At 71.0% G+C, this 18,102-nt stretch carries 12 protein-coding genes and 2 pseudogenes; 7 read left to right on the top strand and 7 right to left on the bottom strand.

Annotated features, from left to right (window positions below):
- Positions 1-73 precede the first annotated feature (73 nt).
- The 3 genes and pseudogenes from ACWD4B_RS23615 to ACWD4B_RS23605 all read left to right on the top strand — a co-directional run bounded on the left by ACWD4B_RS23615 (position 74) and on the right by ACWD4B_RS23605 (position 2,977).
- On the top strand, positions 74-631 hold the full coding sequence (locus ACWD4B_RS23615) for a TetR/AcrR family transcriptional regulator (RefSeq protein ID WP_451422627.1): 558 nt from the start codon (positions 74-76) through the stop codon (positions 629-631).
- Positions 632-787: 156 nt separating this feature from the next.
- Positions 788-1,801 carry an agmatine deiminase family protein gene (locus tag ACWD4B_RS23610; protein WP_451422605.1) on the top strand — a complete coding sequence of 338 codons (1,014 nt, stop codon included), beginning with the start codon at positions 788-790 and terminating at the stop codon, positions 1,799-1,801.
- A 23-nt stretch (positions 1,802-1,824) separates the two neighbouring features.
- A pseudogene (locus ACWD4B_RS23605) lies at positions 1,825-2,977 on the top strand (agmatine deiminase family protein).
- A gap of 70 nt (positions 2,978-3,047) precedes the next feature.
- Here the strand turns inward: ACWD4B_RS23605 and ACWD4B_RS23600 are convergent.
- Positions 3,048-4,106 (bottom strand): hypothetical protein, encoded by a 1,059-nt coding sequence (locus ACWD4B_RS23600; RefSeq protein ID WP_451422604.1) that lies wholly within the window; start codon positions 4,104-4,106, stop codon positions 3,048-3,050.
- A 332-nt stretch (positions 4,107-4,438) separates the two neighbouring features.
- Between ACWD4B_RS23600 and ACWD4B_RS23595 the strand changes: the two genes are divergently transcribed.
- Positions 4,439-5,389, top strand: coding sequence for an FG-GAP-like repeat-containing protein (locus ACWD4B_RS23595; protein WP_451422603.1), 951 nt, complete (start codon positions 4,439-4,441; stop codon positions 5,387-5,389).
- Positions 5,390-5,476: 87 nt separating this feature from the next.
- Complete coding sequence (locus tag ACWD4B_RS23590; RefSeq protein ID WP_336414008.1) at positions 5,477-5,872, top strand: hypothetical protein; 396 nt, start codon at positions 5,477-5,479, stop codon at positions 5,870-5,872.
- Between the two features lie 39 nt (positions 5,873-5,911).
- Here ACWD4B_RS23590 and ACWD4B_RS23585 read toward each other — a convergent pair whose 3' ends face one another.
- Both ACWD4B_RS23585 and ACWD4B_RS23580 read right to left on the bottom strand, forming a co-directional pair.
- Positions 5,912-6,088 (bottom strand): DUF397 domain-containing protein, encoded by a 177-nt coding sequence (locus ACWD4B_RS23585; protein ID WP_451422602.1) that lies wholly within the window; start codon positions 6,086-6,088, stop codon positions 5,912-5,914.
- Positions 6,085-6,940 (bottom strand): annotated as a pseudogene (locus ACWD4B_RS23580) (helix-turn-helix domain-containing protein). The gene ACWD4B_RS23585 and the pseudogene ACWD4B_RS23580 overlap by 4 nt, the downstream one beginning before the upstream one ends.
- 226 nt (positions 6,941-7,166) lie before the next feature.
- Here ACWD4B_RS23580 and ACWD4B_RS23575 point away from each other — a divergent pair.
- On the top strand, positions 7,167-8,732 hold the full coding sequence (locus ACWD4B_RS23575) for an FAD-dependent monooxygenase (RefSeq protein WP_451422601.1): 1,566 nt from the start codon (positions 7,167-7,169) through the stop codon (positions 8,730-8,732).
- Between the two features lie 239 nt (positions 8,733-8,971).
- Here the strand turns inward: ACWD4B_RS23575 and ACWD4B_RS23570 are convergent, their stop codons facing one another.
- The 4 genes from ACWD4B_RS23570 to ACWD4B_RS23555 are packed head-to-tail and all read right to left on the bottom strand — an operon-like array spanning position 8,972 to position 16,682.
- On the bottom strand, positions 8,972-10,231 hold the full coding sequence (locus ACWD4B_RS23570; protein ID WP_451422600.1) for a cytochrome P450: 1,260 nt from the start codon (positions 10,229-10,231) through the stop codon (positions 8,972-8,974).
- The gene (locus tag ACWD4B_RS23565) at positions 10,228-11,859 is read right to left on the bottom strand and encodes an FAD-dependent monooxygenase (RefSeq protein WP_451422599.1); all 1,632 of its coding nucleotides are present in this window, start codon (positions 11,857-11,859) and stop codon (positions 10,228-10,230) included. Before ACWD4B_RS23565 ends, ACWD4B_RS23570 begins: the two co-directional genes overlap by 4 nt.
- Positions 11,860-11,862: 3 nt before the next feature.
- The gene (locus tag ACWD4B_RS23560) at positions 11,863-15,156 is read right to left on the bottom strand and encodes a ferritin-like domain-containing protein (RefSeq protein WP_451422598.1); all 3,294 of its coding nucleotides are present in this window, start codon (positions 15,154-15,156) and stop codon (positions 11,863-11,865) included.
- Positions 15,156-16,682 carry a flavin monoamine oxidase family protein gene (locus tag ACWD4B_RS23555; RefSeq protein WP_451422597.1) on the bottom strand — a complete coding sequence of 509 codons (1,527 nt, stop codon included), beginning with the start codon at positions 16,680-16,682 and terminating at the stop codon, positions 15,156-15,158. The genes ACWD4B_RS23560 and ACWD4B_RS23555 overlap by 1 nt, the downstream gene beginning before the upstream one ends.
- Before the next feature lie 322 nt (positions 16,683-17,004).
- Between ACWD4B_RS23555 and ACWD4B_RS23550 the strand changes: the two genes are divergently transcribed.
- On the top strand, positions 17,005-18,081 hold the full coding sequence (locus ACWD4B_RS23550; RefSeq protein WP_451422596.1) for a DMT family transporter: 1,077 nt from the start codon (positions 17,005-17,007) through the stop codon (positions 18,079-18,081).
- Positions 18,082-18,102 lie beyond the last annotated feature (21 nt).

Genomic DNA, 18,102 nt, shown 5'->3' with positions numbered 1-18,102 from the left:
AGTCCCCCCGAGGGAAGTCGCGCGCGAGGGCTGGTTAAGCTGGGTGACCGTGAGCGACCGTAGAACAGCGATCATGGAGGCGGCTGCGCGGGTCATCGCCCGGCGCGGAGTCCGCGGGCTGCGGGTCGAGGAGCTGGCCGCCGAGGCCGGGGTGTCCACCGCGCTCATCTACTACCACTTCAAGGACCGGGCAGGCATCCTGCGCCAGACCTTGGAGTTCATCAACGACCGCGCCGGGAGCTACACCACCGAGCGCGGTCCGGACGCCGCCCCCCTCGAGCCCCGGCAGGCGCTGGAACAGACCCTGCTGCTGGAGCTCCAGGACGACGAGACCGTCCGGGAGAACAGCACCGCATGGGGAGAGCTGCGCGCCAGCGCCATCTTCGAGCCCCACCTGCGGGAGGACCTGGCCAAGGCCACGCTGGTCTGGGTCCAGGAGATCGCCGACCTGCTCGGCCGGGTGCGCCCCATGACGACCGCCGCCGACCTGGCCGTCGCCGCCGAGCGGCTGACAGCATTGGTGGAAGGGCTCAGCATGCGCTGGCTCGGCGGCATCCTGCCCCTGAGGCATGCCCGCGAACTGGTGCTGGACGCCGTCGATGCGGAGTTGGAGCGACTGGGGGGCCGGTAGGCCCCGGCGTTTCCGCTGCCCTGCACGGCACCCCCCACCCACCACAGCCGCGAGTGCACGGGGACTCGCTTGCAGATCAAGTTGACTGAAAATTCAGTCAGTGCCAGAGTGCAGGGCATCAGCGGCGCTGTGCAGCAGACTCGATGTGGAGCCCCCATGAACGACCTCCGGTGGCGCGTGCCGGCCGACGACGTTCCGCATAGCCGGACCTGGATGTCCTGGCCGTCACGGAGGTCCGTCTGGGGCCGCCGGCTGGCAGGTGTCCAGCAGGACATCGCCCTCATCGCCCGCACGGTCGCGGCATACGAGCCCGTCATCATGTGTGCGCCGGACGAAACCGCCGCAGGGGCCGCCCGGGCCGCTTGCGGACCAGGGGTGACCGTCATCGGCTCGATCCCCACGGACGATCTCTGGATGCGCGACACCTGCGCCGTCTTCCGGCGCGACGGCCGCGGGAATCTCGATGCCGTCAGCCTCAACTTCAACGGGTGGGGTCGCAAACAGACGCACCGCGATGACGCCGAAGTGGCATGGGGCGTCGCCGAATTCAACGGGATCCCCATCAGCGAGGCGGGTTTCGTCGGAGAAGGCGGATCGATCGAGACCGACGGCGACGGCACGGTGATGGCCACCGAGAGCAGTCTGGTCAACAAGAACCGCAATCGCGGAATGAGCCGGGACGAGATCGAAGGGGAGGTCCTGGCGGCGTACGGGGCCGAGAAAATGATCTGGGTTCCCGGCGTCCGGGGCCGGGACATCACCGACAACCACATCGACGTCACGTCCCGCTTCGCCGCTCCCGGCGTCGTCATGGTGCAGGTTCCCCCGGACGACCAGAACGACGTCTGGGCCCGGGATGCGCGTGAGCAGTTCGCCGTTCTGTCGGCCGCGACCGACGCGAAGGGGCGGCGCCTGCGGGTGATCCGTGTGGAGGGGCCGGACACCGTCCGATCGCGGAGTTCGGCGTTCGTCGATTCGTACCTCAACTTCCATCTCGTCAACGGCGCGGTCATCGCGGCGCAGTTCGGCGACGCACGGAAGGACGACGCGGCCCGCCGCACCCTGGCCGAGGCATTTCCTGGACGCCAGGTCGTACAGCTGGACGTCGACCGTCTCATGGACGGCGGCGGTGGAATCCACTGCTCCACCATGCACGAACCCGTACCGTAGCCAGCTGAACGCCGGAGTTCTCTGTGTCCCATTCCCCTGTGTCCCGCCGCAACGTCCTGCGCTCCTTCGCCGGCATCGGCGCCCTCGCACTCGGCGCCGTGGCCTGCAGTCCGGGCGACAATCCGGCTGCCCCCGCCTCCTCGTCGTCCCCCCCGGAAGCAGAAGGGCCGCCGGTTCGGTGCCGAGTGGGAGAGCCACACCCGCACCTTCATGTCCTGGCCCGCCCTGGAGTCGGTCTGGGGCGATCAACTGCCGTCCGTGCGCGAGGACATCGCGCGGGTGGCCCGTGCCGTCGCGGAGTACGAGCCCGTGGTGCTGATGGCCCGCCCCGAGCATCAGAACGCGGCCCAGCGGGCCTGCGGCTCCCAGGTCGAGGTGATCCCGCTCATGGTCGACGACCTGTGGGCGCGCGACACCGTCCCCCTGTTCGTCGAGGACTCCGGGGGCGTCCTCGGCGTCGACCTCAACTTCAGCGGCTGGGGCAACAAGCAGGAGCACGCCAACGACGCCCAGGTCGGCCGACTCCTGCTGGGGAAGTACGACATCCCGCGCGCCAAGGCCCCGCTGGTCGCCGAGGGCGGCTCCTTCGAGACGGATGGTGAGGGCACCTTGTTGATCACCGAGAGCTCGGTGGTCAACAAGAACCGCAACCCGGGGAAGAGCCGCGACCGGATCGAGGCCGAGATCAAGAGCAGTCTGGGCATCGAGAAGGTGATCTGGCTGGCCGGTGTGCGCGGCAAGGACATCACCGACGCGCACGTCGACAGCATTGCCCGGTTCACCGCGCCGGGTGTCGTCCTCGTGGACCGCGCCTTCCCCGGCAGCCCCCCGGACGTCTGGTCCCGCGCAGCCGACCAGGCCAGGTCGGTGCTCCAGGACACCACGGACGCTCGCGGCAAGTCCCTGGAAGTCATCGACCTGCCCCAGCCCGACCTCGACAGGATCACCGGCCGGGGCGACGCCTTCGTCTCCACCTACGCGAACTTCTATGTCGCCAACGGTGCGGTGTTCATGCCCCGCTTCGGCGACGCCAAGGCCGACGACCATGCGAAGGGGGTCCTGCAGGACCACTTCCCCCAGCGCGACATCGTGCAGGTGAAGATCGACACCATCGCCTCGGGCGGAGGCGGCATCCACTGCTCGACCCACGACCAGCCCGGCAGGCCGGCCAAGTAGCGACCGCGAGAGCACAGGCTCACTCACGAGCCGTGTGCGCTCCCGGGGCCGTAAGTCTTCCCGGGCGCCATCACGCGCCGGCGGCCAGGAGTACCAAGGCGCCGCACACCAGGACGTACGCGCCGAGCGCGATCCACGCGCCCCGGTGGCCGAGTTGTTCGGCCCGGGCCGTGGACCCGCCTCCGGCCGTCCAGCGCCAGGAGAGCACGGTGCCGGCGACCGCCATGAGGAGGAACGCCAGGGTCGTCAGGTGCAGGTCGTCGATGAGGGGCAGGCCGTCTGTGCTGGTGATGACGGTGTTCGCCTGCTGCATGTTCAGTACCGTCACGAACAGCGCCCCGCCGAGCACGGCGAGCCGGTTGTGCAGGGCGTCCAGTCTTTCGGCCGTTGCCAGTTCCTCGTGCTGTGCGGACAGGAGGAATGTGGACGTGGCGATCAGGACGGCCAGGTAGATCGGGGTGGTCAGCTTCCAGAAGGCGGTCGGGTCGCGGCGTGCGAGGTCGATCTGGATGCGGACCCTGCTGTACGTACTGCCGTGTTTGAGGGTCTTGTCGCCGTACGTGGTGGTGTAGTGCTTGTCGGCAGTGACCAGCCGGAAGCGGGTGACCCGCCAGCCGCGTGGCTGGATCTCCGGGTTGAACTCCGAATCGGAGTTGTTCACCGTGAACCGGAAGTGACCGGTGTCCTCGGGTGCGGTGGCGAGCACTTCGGCGCGCTGGTGGTCGAAAGGGGAGTCGCGTACGTCCCAGTCCTGCCGGAACGAGCTCTGCAGCCGTACCTGGTCCAGGACGTGGCCGCCCTGCTCGATCACGTTCGGATCCGTCGTGTCGGGGGCGTCGGCGTTGGAGTAGGACAGCTTGGGCAGAGGGTCGACGCTCCGGTTCGGGCACACTGTCCACAGCCACAGGCGCGCCGAGAACCTGTCCTTCGCGGGGTCGATGTCGTACAAGTCGCTCACGTAGGCGCCCAGTTCGCAGTGCGGGACGCCGCCGGCCCGGGCGGAGGGAGCCGCGGTCGCGGGAGGAGCGCTCAGCAGCCAGGACGCCAGTGCGCCGAGGAGCGCGGCCAGTGCGGCGTGAGTGGAGGTCGGGGTGAGGAAGCGCGGTCGCTGGAGGGGTTCCGCAGCCATGGGACATCATCGTCGTCCACGCCGGCCCGGGCGGGAAAGACCGGGCCGGCTGTATGCACCGGTGTGGGTGAAGCGGCGCCATGGCGTTCGGGTCGACCTGACCAGATCGGACCGCACGCGTTGCCCAGTGGCCCGATCCGATCGTTATCGGCCATTCAACCCACAAATGAGTCAAGCGCGTTGATAGGTCACGTAAAGGACAGGTAAGATCAACTTCTCGTCGCTTGGCGCGGCTCTTCAGGGCTGTTTTGCCCGACGCGGTATTAATGCAGCCACCGGCAGGTGTCTGACTCGGGGTAATTCCCCGCAATCCTCCGACGAATAGGTTCGGCATGCCTGCTTCCTCTCGTATCCGCACGCTCCTCGGCCCGCTCGGTCTCGCCTCGGCCGTCGCCGTGTCCCTACTCGCCTTCGGCCCGGCCGCGCACGCCGCTCCCTTCCCGTCGGAGCCGCTGCCCGCCGACCCCGGCATGACCGAGCTGGTGGCGGGCGACTTCAACCATGACGGCAAGAAGGACCTGCTGGCCGTCCAGGTCTCCACCGGCAAGCTCTTCCTCTACCCCCGGGCCAACGGCAAGGGCCTCGACACTTTCGGCCAGCGGATCGAGATCGGCTCCGCCGCCTGGAACGGCATGCGGAACCTGACCGTCGGCGACTTCGACGGCGACGGCATGGACGACCTCGTCGCCGTCAAGAAGGAGACCGGCGAGCTCTTCCTGTACCCCGGCACCAAGGGCAAGGGGCTGGACACCCTCGGACACCGGGTCCTGATCGGTACCGGTGCCTGGAACGGCATGAACCACCTCGCCGCAGACAACAGCGACGGCAGCAGGGCCGGCCTCTTCGCGGTGAAGGCCGACACCGGCGAGCTGTTCCGCTACCCCAACACGGGCAAGCCCGGTACCGACATGCTCGGCAAGCGCGTCAAGGTGAGCAGCCGCAACTGGAACGGCATGAACAAGCTCGTCCCGGCCGACGGCTTCGACGCCCTCGGCGGACCCGAGCTCATCGCCACCGAGACCAAGACGGGCAAGCTGTTCCTCTTCCAGTCCGCCCCCGGCCCCGAGGGCAGGATGTTCGACGGCCCCGGCATCGAACTCGGCACCGCAGGCTGGAACGGCATCTCCGACTACGCGGCCGGCGACTTCGACGGCGACAGCCAGACCGACCTGGTCGCCGTGGCCTCCGCCCCGCACGAGACCGGCAAGCTCTACCTCTACGCGAACGACGGCTCCAGCGGCGGCTTCAAGGGCCGCGTCGAGATCGGCGCGGGTGGCTGGTAGTCAGCCCGGCTGCCCGGACCGGCGGTTTGGATCAACAGCCCTGTTCCTTATATCGTTTGGCGCTGGAACCGTGGAGGGAAGGGCCTGATGGCAACCAAATTTGAGCAGGTCGAAGAAGCCGAAAAGGATGCACCGGGAGTCGAGCCGGTCGCCGTTCCGGTCGGTGGTCAGGAAATCACAACGTACTGGCGGAAGATTCATCACGATGATCTCAACCCGGCAGTGACGGAAGACGTGTTCACCGTCGAAATTCTCGTTCCGGTCGTGGGCACCGAGGAGTACGAGACCGGCGAGACGAACGAGGACGGCAGCCTCGTGCTCGCCACCCGCCCGTGCCTGACCCACGAGCGGCGGGAGGTGGACCTCGGCAAGGAGTCCATGGACAAGCTGCTCGAGGCCCTGCAGCCGTTCCTCGCCGTGTCGCGCGAGCCGCAGCCGATTCCTGCGCAGGCGCGGAAGCGGAAGGCGAAGGCGTCCGCGTAGTCCTCGCCGCCGGGCGCGGCTGGGCCTGCTCTTGCCGGCTCAGCCGTGCGTCGCGGTGCGCACGAATCGGGCCCATTCCGTTCGTGGGACGGTGAGGTGTTGCCTCGTCACGTCCTTGGAATCCCTTATACGGACGGAATCGTCCGTGACGGCCACCTCCACGCATGCACCGCCCTCATTGGTGCTGTGGCTGCTTTTGAACCAGACTGATCTCATGTTTCTCCCGGCAACTTCTCGATTGCCGTCAGGGAGTCACGGGGCGTGAGGGCCTGGGCCCGGATGCTGCCGTAACGTGCGGCAAGCATACGGACCTCTTCCTGATCCGTGATCAGTTTGCTGGCGTTCTGGATTTCCAGATACCCCACCTGCGGTTGTCCCTTCGGGGTGAGCAGGATGAAAGCCCCGCCCAGTCCTGCGTGCTCGGTGCGGTCCGTCGGCATCACCTGGAGCTGCAGGCTCCGCATCTGCCCGAGTCGCAGCAGGTGTTCCAGCTGCCTGCGATGAACTTCTCGCCCGCCGAGCGGGCGGTGCAGTACCGACTCCTCGATGACGCTCGTCACGAGCGGCGCGGGCCAGCGCGTGAGGATTTCCTGCCGGGCCAGTCGGGCGGTGACGCGCTGTTCGATTCGTCTGCTCGTCGAGCAGCGGCATGCGCATACCGAACAACGCGCGGGCGTGTTCCTCGGTCTGCAACAGGCCGGGGAACACCTGGTTTCCGTACTCGTGGAACTCGACCGCCTCCGCTTCCAGCCGGGCGTAATCCCTGAACCACACCGGATGCCGGATACGCATGGCCTGCCTTGCCCGCTCCACCGCATCCGCCGCGGCCGTCAGGACGCCACCGGCGTCGAGCAGTTCGTCCATCGCCGCCAGCAGCTCCGGCTGCGGCACCCGCCGCCCCTGTTCGATCGAGGCGATCGTCTCCTCGCTGTATCCCAGCCGTCGGCCCAGCTCCCGCTGTGTCAGTCCGGCGCGCTCGCGCAGCGCCTTCACTTGCCGTCCCAGCACGCGGAACAAGTCCGCCGCGCCCTGGTCGGCGTCCTCGTCCGTCGGGTGCGCCAACCTCATCACCGTCCCCTGGCCGTACACAAGTACAGCTACCACTCCGGAATTCTCGCGGCCACCTTAGAGTCGTCCGGACACGCTCAGTGATGCGAACCAAAGGGATTCACCCCGCCCGGGCAGGAAGTAAAACCAGGCGATCGACGGATTTTTTCCGCCAATTCCTGACGATCTACCACCCCGCCGAGGCACAGTGGGAGCACCATGCACTCCGCAGGGGGAGGAGCTCGCAGTGAATGCAGCGAACGCAGCGAATGACGTCCGGGACGTGGTGGTCATCGGTGCCGGGCCCACGGGGCTGGCGCTTGCCGTGGGGTTGCGGCAGTACGGGGTGGACGTGGTCCTCGTGGAGAAGGAGGCGCGGGAGAAGCGGGAGGCGCGGGCCGGGGTCATCTGGCAGCGGGAGTTGGAGGTGCTGGACGACCTCGGGTGCGCCGAAAGGTTTCTCGCCGCCGGGCTCCCGCTGCAGCGCGTCGAGGTGCACGCCGAAGGGCGCAAGGTCGGCGCGATCGATCTGACGGCCTCCCGCACACCGTTCCCGCGGCCGCTGGCCATCGAACAGGACGCCGTGGAACGGCTGCTCGGCGAGCGGCTCGCCGAAGTGGGCGGTGACGTGGAGTGGTCCACGGAGGCCGTGGCCGTACGGACGCACGAGGGCGGCGCCGAGGTCGACCTGCGCTCGGCCGACGGGACGCAGCGGACCGTGCGGTGCGCATGGGTCGTGGGGTGCGAGGGTTCCCGCAGCATCGTGCGCAAATCGCTCGGCATCCCCTTCGAGGGGGACCGGCGGCCCAACCTGCAGTGCGTGCAGCTCAACGCCGAAGTCGAGTGGAAACACCCGTACCGGCCGGACCAGAGCTTCTTCTTCCTGGAGCGTGGTGCGTCGATGGGCGTCTCGCCCCGGCCCGGCGGCGGGTACCGGTTCTTCTGCTTCCGCACCGATCCCGACCCCTCGCAGGTCGAGCCGCCCGGTGTCGAGGAGATGCGCGCGCTCCTCGCCGACACCGTCCACGACCCCGACGTGCGGCTCGTGCCGACCGACCCGCCGTGGGCCAACCGGGCCCGCTTCCAGGACCGGTTCGCCGCGACACTGCGCGAGGGACGGGCCCTGCTCGCCGGGGACAGCGCGCACCTGTGGGCCCCCATCGGGGGGCACGGGCTCAACACCGGGCTGCGCGGGGCGCACAACCTCGCCTGGAAGCTCGCCGCCGTGCAGCGCGGCTGGGCCGGCGAGGAGATCGTCGACACCTACGCCTCCGAGCAGCGGATCACGGCGCAGAAGGTGATGCGGGAGATGCAGCACGACGTGCTCGAACTGCCGCCCACGGCCGTGACCCTGCTGGGCATGCGGACGCTCGGGCCCCGGCTGCTCGGCAGTACGTGGTTCCCGGCGCGCATCCGCGCCATCCTCAGCGACCTCACCATGCATCACCGTGAGGGCGCACTGGCCGAACACCGCGCCGCACGCGGCGGGTTGCGGGCCGGTGACAGGCTGCCGGACTTTCCCGTCACGGTGGACGGGGAGCCGTGGCGGCTGCACGACCTGCTCTCGTACGAGCGGTGGACGCTGCTCGTCGCGCCCGGCGCGGACGTGGACGGGGGCGAGCTGGGGGACGTCCTCGCACGGTGCGCCGTGCCGGTCGAGGTGTTCCGGCCGCGGCTGGAGCGGGGGGCGCCGGGCAGGTTGCCGGGCGCCGGGCTTGTGCTGGTGCGGCCCGATCGGCATATCGGGCTGGTTGCCGATCGGGCGGACGATCTGGAGGCCTACCTGCAGCGGTGGTTCTCCGGTAAGGGGTGAGCGGTTCTTCGGCTGCAGGTGCGTCGTGGCTGGTCGCGCAGTTCCTCGCGCCCCTTCGGGGCGCATGCCGCTCGACCGGCGCGTCCCGGCCAATGGGGATAAATTGGTTAAAGGTGTACGGGAGAGGAGGGACGGCATGTCCTCGAAACGACGCCGCAAGAAGAGGAAGTCGCGCGTGAAGGCCGCCAACCACGGCAGGCGGCCGCAGTCCTGAGCGAGAGCGCTCCGCAGCCGCCTGCTCAGTAAGGCGGCTGCGGGTCCTCCTCGGCCGGTCGCGCCGTTCCCCGCGCCCCTTGCGGGGTGTCACCCGGCCGTACCATCAGTCGTTCCGGTCCGTGGAAGACCAAGTCCTCCGCGTACCGCACCGGTTCGTCCGCCAGCGTCAGCCGCGGCAGGCCCCGCAGCAGTTCCCCCAGCCCCAGTTCCGCTTCCGCGCGGGCCAGCGGGGCGCCGACGCAGTAGTGGATGCCCATGCCGAAGCCCGCATGGCGTCGTGCGTCCCGGCGGATGTCCAGGTGGTCGGGGTCGGTGAAGTGGTCCGGGTCGCGGTTGGCCGAGCCCAGGACCATGGTGACCTTGTCGCCTTTCTTGATCGTTCGGCCCCCGATCTCGTCGTCCCGGTGCGCCCAGCGGCTGATCATCTGCACCGGCGAGTCGTGGCGCACCAGTTCCTCCACCGCCGCCGGGAGCAGTTCCGGCCGCTCGCGCAGCAGCGCGAGCTGTTCCGGGTGGGCCAGCAGTGCCAGCAGGCCCTTGCCCAGCAGGTTCGTCGTCGTCTCGTGGCCCGCCGTCAGGAGGTGGATGCACGTGCCCACGAGCGTGTCGTCGTCGTCCGGCTCCGCCGCGGCGAGCATGGCCGCGATCAGGTCCGTACCGTCCTCACCGTCCTCCTTCGACCGGCGCCTCGCCAACTCCTCGCGGAAGTAGGCGTCCAGCTCCCGCGCGGCGTCGTCCGCGACCGCGAAGGCGTCCGGCCTGCGGGCCACCCGCGAGCTGGTGGCCTGCTGGAGGTCCACCGCGCGGGCGCGGAACCAGGGGCGGTCCGACCGTGGCACGCCCAGCAGTTCGCTGATGACGAGGATGGGGAGGGGCGCGGCGAAGCAGTCCACCAGGTCGGCTTCCCGCTCCGCTCCCAGCTCGGCGATCAGGCCGGCCGCCAGTTCGCGGATGCGCGGGCGCAGGCCCTCCACGATGCGCGGGGTGAAGGCCTTGGCCACCAGCGCCCGTACCCGGGTGTGCTCCGGCGGGTCCATGAAGACCATCCAGTGCGAGGCGGTCCGCTTGAGGTGCGGGCAGGTGCCGGGGATGCGGGAGGGGAGCGCCCCGCGTCCGTACTCGCGCCGGGTCAGCACGTGGGCCACGTCGTCGTGGCGGAAGAGGTACCAGGTGTCCTCCGCCCGGTGCACCGGGTCGTGTGCGCGGTAGTGCCGGTAGAGGGGGTACGGGTCCGGGAGGTGGACGTCCGCCGTGCGGAAGGGGTCGGGGGTCTGTACCGTCATCGCGCACCTCGTACCGTGTCGGCGAGCCGGCCCGGATCGGCGGGCAGTTGCGTACCGCGCCAGGCCACGTGTCCGTCCGGGCGGACCAGGACGTGGGGCTTTCCGTAGAGGGCTGCGACCGATGCGTCGTGGCAGCGGGTCGTCTCCAGCGGAACCCGCCGGTCCGCGAAGGCCGTTGTCAGGGCTGTCAGGGCCGTCGGAGGGGCCGCGGGCTCGTCGGTGAAGGACAGCAGCCGGAAGCCCTGCCCGAAGAGGTCCAGCGTCGACGTCCCCTCGTCCAGCCAGGCGTGCGGGGCCCGGCCGCCGGGCACCGCGTCGGTGCGCCAGTCGCCGTCGCCGTCGCCGTCGCCGACGACGAGGTCCGAGGCGTAGCGGAAGCCGAAGTGCACGTCCGGCGCCTCGAACTCGCTCCGCACCCCGCCCCGTTCGAGCTCCTGCGCCAGCTCGGCGCGGGCCCGGGCGCCGTCCTCCGAGTTGAGGAGGATCTCCTTCGGCAGCTCGCGGGCCATCGTCCGCATCAGGTTCACGTTGGCCTCCTCCAGGCTGCGCTCGGCCACCGGGCGCCGCTCGGTGTCGTAGGAGTCGAGCAGGCCGGGGCCCGCCCAGCCCGCCAGTTCGGCGGACAGCTTCCAGCCCAGGTCCGCGGCGTCGCAGATGCCGGTGTTCATGCCGAAGCCGCCGGAGGGCGAGAGCGTGTGCGCCGCGTCGCCGGCCAGCAGCACCCGGCCGCTGCGGAAGCGCCGGGCGACGCGGTGGGTCAGGTACCAGACGTTCTCGGAGACGATCTGCAGCGGGGTGTCGAAGGCGATGGCCGCCCGGACCATGGCCAGGGCGTCCTCGTCGAGGTCGCGGTTCCCGGCGTGCCCGCTCGCCGCCACCGTCAGCCGGTACAGCTCGCGCCCGTCCATGGAGCGCAACGGGAAGCGCAGGGCGGGCGGCTGGGTGAGGAAGTGCACCAGGGCGCCCCGCGCGCCCAGCTGGCGGCGTAACTGCGGTGCCCGGAAGAGGATGTTGCGGAAGACCCGGGTCGCGTGCCGGGACGGTGCAGGGATGCCGGCAGTCTTGCGCATCGGGGACGAAGCACCGTCGCAGGCGACCAAGTAGCGGGCCGTGACGGTGAATCGGGATCCGTTCCGCAGGTCGGTGGCCCACGCCGTGACGCCGTCGGGGTCCTGGCGGAAGCCGTCCACCCGGCACTCGCGCCGCAGCGGCCCCTCGGGGTGCACGCCCACCTCCCGCGCCAGCAACGGGGAGAGCCAGTGCTGCGGGCAGACCTGCTCCGGCTCGGGGGTGTACGGCAGGGGCGGGCGGGTGTCGGCGGTGCCGAAGGGGAGCCGGTGGATCTCGTGGCCGCCGACCGCGGTCACCCAGGCGACGTCCAGCGGGTGATCGCCGGGCCATCCCGCGTCGCGGATCCGCCCGGCGACTCCCCAGCGGCGGAAGAGTTCCATGGACCGCGGGCCCACCGTGCCCACCTTCGGGTGGACGACCGTGCCGTCCGAGGCGTCCAATATCAGAAACCGTATGCCGCGGTACCGCAGGTCCAGGGCCAGCGCCATGCCGACCGGGCCCGCACCCACGATGAGGACGTCGGTGTCGAGCATCGTCGGTGTCGTCTGGTGCGTCATGCCTCAGGTCCCCTCACGGCGGAAGAAGTCGGCGAAGAAAGCGCTCAGTTCGGCGACCTGCGCAGGCACCGGAGCACACTTGCGCGCGGCCGCCGACAGGTGCTCGAAGCGCAGCGCCAGCGAACGGCGCGCCACGTCCGGGCGGGGGATGCAGGCCGGTACGGCGTCGAGCTCGAAGGTCGGGCCCGCGGTCCGGCCGCGCCGCCCCGACTCCATGGTGACCAGCAGCTCCGCGAGCGGGCGCATCATGCCGGTCATCACGTCGATGGAGGCGTTCATCAGCTTCGACCGCCGCAGGCTGCCGTCCGGGCTCTCCCCGAAGTGCTGCACCATCAGCTGCAGCATCATGTGGTACGAGCGGTTGAACAGCCGCCCCACCGCCCGTGCTTCGGGGTCGGTCACCGACTCCTTGGCCGCGTCACCCGCCCCCAGGGTGGGGTTGCGCAGCACCGGGTAGGCCGGGTTCCACGGCAGCAGCCTGCCGTGCGGGCCCGGCACGCGCTCGCTCGTCAGCACCTCGCCCATCCGCAGGAAGGTGTGGAAGTGCGACGCCTCCGCGGGCCCGGCGGCCCCCGCGGGCACCGCCCCGCCCTCGCCCTGCTCGGTGATCAGGTCGACGGCGAACAGGGCGCTGGTGAGGTCGTCCACCTCCAGCTGGTAGTCCGGGTGACGGTCGTTGACGGACTCCCGCAGGAACAGATGGTGTTCGCCGCCGCCGCGCCCCTTCTCCACCAGGAACAGGTCGGGAACGCGCTGCAGGCCCTCCCGGATGCCCGCGTACAGATCGCTCACCGAGCTCCACGTGAAGCCCAGCGGCACCACGCGGCTGCGGCCGCCGCCGTTCTCCCGGCGGACGTCCGGGGCGAGGCCCGCCGGCTGCTCGATCGCGATGTAGCGCTGCACGCTGCCGATGCTCAGCCCCTCCAGGGCGAAGTCCAGCGGCACCGGCAACTCCGCGTTGAGCGTGCCGAAATCGATCGCCGGCACGTGGAACGGTTCGCCCAGGGCCGTGATGATGTTGTTCACCAGCAGGAAGTGGATCATCTCCTCGCGGGCCACGTTCAGCAGGCTGCCGCGGATCCCGTCGTCCAGCGTCGCCCCGCCCTGCCCGCAGGCGATCTCCAGCTGCTCCGGCGTCCACAGGCCGCGCCGCACGTACTCCTGCCCGGCGCCGTAGGCCGGTACGGAGAAGGCCGCGTACAAATACTCCAGCGTCACGGCCAGTTCGAGTGCGGCCGCCTGCTTCAGCGTGGCCCACAGCTCGCCGCGGGTGCTGATCGCCGGGCCGGTGCCCGTCAGCGCCGGGACGGTGAGCGGCGGGCGCACCCGCGCCTGCTGGTTGCGCAGATACGCCAGCAGCAGGCGGGCCTTGGGGTCGGACAGGTCGCGGGTGGGCGGCATGTAGTAGGTCTTCGGCTTGTTGCGCGGGTCGCACATCTGCCAGGCGAGTTCCGCGTACGTCTCCACCTTGCACTGGTCGGCCAGGCTGAAGACCTCCGAGCGCATGAAGGTGGAGATCTGCTCGTAGTAGGCGAAGATCTCCTCGTGCAGCAGGGCGAAGTCCACGTCCTGGCGCGGGATGTCGTCCAGGTGCCAGTCGTCGGGCAGGACGCGCACGGCCAGCCAGCCGGCGCCCGCCCAGAAGCCGAGCGCGTCGGCGTCGTCGTACGCCTCCCACGCCGAGCCCGGGCCGCCGGGCCCGGGACACGGCACGTCGTCGGGGTCGGCGGAGAGCAGGACGCGGCAGGTGCCCGCCCGCTCGCCGCGCAGCACGAGCGTTCCGTCGCCGTGCTCGTCGGTCCGTACGACGCACTCCTCCGCGTGGCCGCCGGCCCCGTCGCCCACGCCCACGATCACCGCGTCGCCGGTACGGGCCTGCGAGGAGCCCGCCGCCTTGTCGGCGGGCAGGGCGCGGGGGTTGAAGTACTGGCGGACGTGCACCCGCTCCACGCCCGCGGGGCGGCCGCGGACGTACGAGCGCAGCGGTACGCGCACGGCGTGGTCGTCCTCACGCGCGAGGTCGCGGTGGTGCAGGACCAGGAGCGCGTCGTCGGTGTGGACGGTGGTCTCCTTCTCGGTCAGCAGTGTCACCCGCCGCCCGCCCGGGGTGGAGGCGGTCAGGCACAGGGCCTGGTGCTCCGCCTCCTCCCAGCCCGGCTCGGCGGGCACGTGGACGAGGCCCGAAGTGAGGTCGCCGGCGCGGTAGACGGCGGCCGGCAGCCGGGCGACGAGGCGCCCGGCTGCCGCGGTCCGCAGCTCCAGGTCCCCGGCGTCCAGCGGCGGGCCCAGCCGGTGCAGCGGGCCGGGGCCCGGCTGCGCGGCCCGGGTGGTGACCGGCACCGCGGAGACCATGTTGAACTGCGCCCGCCCGGCGGCAACATCGACGGTCAGGTGGTGCAGCACGCGCTCCTGCCGGGGGACCATGAGCCGCCCGGCCGGGTGGGTGCGCAGCTCGTGCGCGTGCCAGGGCGCGATGGTGCCCCGGACGCGCCAGTGGCTCGGCGCGTCCGGGACCAGAGGTGTGGTCATGCCGTCCAGCGCGAACTGCACGACGAGCCCGTCCGCACCCCTTTCGACGGCCTCCCGCAGCGTACGTACCGCGGGGGAGGACTCCGCGTCGGGCAGCCACTCCGGCCCGCCGCCGTCGCCGTCCGCGGTGACCACGAACTGGTGCACCGCGCAGTAGCGCAGTTGAGACGCCCACGGGTGCCCGGAGGCCTCGCCCAGATCCCGGATCCGGGCGAAGTCCACCCAGCGCGGCGGCAGGAAGCCGCCGACCGGGCCGCTGAGCATGTAGCCGCTGCCCTCGTCGTGCGAGCGCCCCACGCGCCCGAAGCCGAACCGCCCCACCATCAGGGCCGTGGTCCAGCGGGACGCCGGGTCGAGATCGAAGATCCGGGCGCGGTTGACGGTGGTGCGCAGATACTCGTTGTAGTGGCCCCAGACGTCCACCGTCCGGCCCACCACCGGGTCGCCGGTGTCTGCGCGTCCGTCCTGTCCTTCTACGCTCACGATGCGCGCATCGAGCCAGAAGTGTCCGTTGCCGTCGAAGTTCCAGCCCTTGGCGGCGCTGAACTCCCCGTGCGGATCCGGCCGTCCGTCGGCGCCGAAGCGCGGACCGCCCTGCTGGAGGCGGTCGTGGTACTCGGCGGCGGGCCGGTCCGCGGGGAACGGCCGCCCGTCGTGCGCCAGCGCACGCTGGGCGGCCAGGTCGACCAGCCCGCTGCGCGGGCCGGTCGGCAATTTGGTCGTCGCGGTGCCCGCGAAGTGCAGCCGCGGCAGGTCGAAGACGCTCATCACAACGCTCCGGCAGGGTCGTGGTGGCCGGATACCGCCGGGGCCCGGCGGCCGGGCGCGAAGGACTCGACCTCCTCGACGGCGCGCAGCGCCGACTCGATCGCCCCCTCGATCCACGCCGGGGCCGTCGAGCAGTGCTCGCCGGCGAAGAACAGCCGGTTCACGGGACGGGAGGAGCGCGCGAGCTCCTCCTCGCACTCCTGCGCGCTCTTGCCCCACCGGGTGGTGCAACCCCCGCCCGTCCAGGGGGAGTCCGCCCAGGCCGCGCTCACCGCGTCCAGGACCATGCCCGGCGAGAGCAGCTCGGGGTGGACCTCGCTCAGCTCCTGCAGCACCAGCCGGTGCCGCCGCCGGGCCGGCATCCTGCCCAGCCGCCCGGCCTCGTCGCCGATGGTGTAGCTGGCCAGCAGCGCGGCCCCGCGGCCCGGGTCGCCGTCGACGGGCGGGTAGTAGGTCTGCCGGATCCGCCCGCCGGTGAAGGAGGCGCCCCCGCGTATCCCGCCCTCGCGCCAGAACGGCTCACGGCAGTGGAACGCCACCTTGGTGGCAGGGCAGTAGTCGACCTCCTCCAGCACCGCCACCTTGTCGGGGTCCAGCCCCGTCAGACGCATCCGCCGCAGCGCCGGGAACGGCACCGTGCAGACGACGAAGTCGCTGCGCCGGACGATGATGCGCGGGCCCGAACGGATGCGCAGCACCACGTCGTCGCTGCGCACGTCGATGCCCACGACCCGGTGCCCGAAGGACACCGGCGCGCGCAACTGCCCCGCCAGCCGCCGCGGCAGCTGGTCCATCCCGCCGTCCAGCCGCAGCAGCGCCGGGGACGTCTCGGTCAGGATGTCGTCGAGGAAGCTGTTGAGCCGCCCGCTGCAACCCGCCCGGACGCCCGGGTGGGCCGTGAAGAGCGAGTGCAGGTCGACCCGGTCGCGGGCGGCGCCGCGCAGGTGGCGGGCGAGGTCCACGTGGGCCACCAGGTCCAGCAGCTGGCGGCGCAGGTCCTCGCGGAGCGCCTCGCGCAGGTCCGGCGGGGCGGTCGCGTCGACGATGGCCGTCAGCCACGCGCCGAACGTCACCACGTCGTCGGAGTACTCACGTCCGGGGCAGTGCGCTGCCAGGTCGGCCCGGAACGCCTCGCGCAGCGGACCGGGCGCGTCCTTGATGCGGACGAAACCGCCCGCCGTCTGCAGAAATGCATTTTCCTCCGACAGGAGTGTCGTGAACACGCGCAGCTTGCTGCCCAGGCGCAGCCGCCGAATGTATTCGAGAGTGCGCCGGTGGTGCGTCGGAATCCGCATGGCGCCCAGTTCCACGGACGGCGCGCCCGGGCCGGAGCCGAAACGATGGGTGTGGATGCGACCCCCGATGCGCGTGTTGCCCTCCAGCACGTCCACCCGGTACCCGAGCCGCTCCAGCTCGTAGGCGGCCACCAGGCCGGCTATTCCGGCGCCTATGACCGTGACGTGACCGCCCCCGCCGGCCGGCCCGCCGAAGTCGCGAGCATGCCAAATCCGCGTGGTGTCGGACATGGAATTTTCCCCCCGTAAATGTGCATCAATTCCCCGTTTGAGCCCTCATAGAGTTTTCATAGACGCCTGACGAGTGCAATAAAGTTTCAGGACAGCCCGCAAACCCGTACCGGATTCTTCGCAGGTGTCGACGAATGCTTAGACGGCATACGCCCGTTGCGGTCGCGGGCCCGAGCACGCGGCCCGGTACCCCGAGGCCGCGTCAGGTCCGTACTCCCCCGGGAGTAGGAAAAGATCCGTACTCAGGGACGACGACGGGAGCCTCCGGCGCGGGGCATCGTGGAGGCATGGACGACTTCGGGACGGCTCGCAGAGGAGAGCAGTGAGCGCGCTGGTGGTGTCCGTCCTGCTCTGCCTGGTCTCCGCCGGCTGCTACGCGGCCGCGGCCATCGCGCAGGAGCGGGTCGCCGCCACCGGGGAGGACGGCGGAGGGGCGTATCTGCCGCTGCGCCGCGCGGGTTGGTGGGGCGCGGTCGCCCTGACGTGCGCCGGCGCAGGGCTGCACGTGGTGGCGCTCGCCTTCGGGCCGCTCAGCCTGGTGCAGCCGCTCGGCGCGCTGACGATCGTCTTCGCGCTGCCCATGGCGGCGCTCTTCGACCGGCGCCCCGTCGGGGCCGCCGGATGGCGCGGCGCGCTCCTGGCCACCGTCGGCCTCGCCGGGCTGCTGAGCCTGACCGGCCCGTCGCGCACCGAGTCCCTGGGCGGCGCCCAACGCCCGTTCCTCACCGTCGCCGTGCTCGCGGCCGTGGCGGCGCTGCTGCTGCTCGCGCGCTGCATGCGCAGACCCGTCGTGCGCGGCGTGGTGCACGCGGCGGCCGCCGGGGCGGCCTTCGGGATGGCCTCGGTCTTCACCAAGGCCGCCGACGAGGACCTGGAGGCGCACCGCATGAGCACGCTGCTGCCCGCCCTCGGCGTGATCGCCGTGCTCGCCACGGCCGGGATGCTGCTGTCCCAGGCCTCCTACCGGGGCGCCGGACTGGCGGCCCCGCTGTCGACCGTCACCATCGTCAACCCGGTGGTGGCCGCGGCCGTCGGCGTCGTGGTGCTGGGGGAGGGCTTCCGGTACGGCCTGGCCGGCGGCCTGCTGGCCGTTGCGGCCGGAGCGGTGGCGGCGGCAGGCGTGGTCGTCCTGACGTACCGGTCCGCCGGTGAACCCGGCGTTGCGGCACGGGAGATCGTGGTGACGGAGCACCGGGTGCCGGCGGCACGGGTGCCGGACCGGTGCCCGGTAGGGGGCGCGGGGAACTGCGCGATCAGCCACGATGCGCCTGCAGTCGAGGTTCTCGGGGCTTCGCCCCGAACCCCGAGGCAGTGCGTCGGCTGCGCCGGGGTCTTTCCGTCCTGCTGCGCGAAACGAGCATCTTTACTCGTAGTGCAATTTCACCGGGCCTATGGTTGAGACAGTCGAGAAGTCGTTACG

The sequence above is a fragment of the Streptomyces sp. NPDC002536 genome, from assembly GCF_053594995.1.
This window is presented reverse-complemented; position numbering and strand designations above follow the sequence as displayed.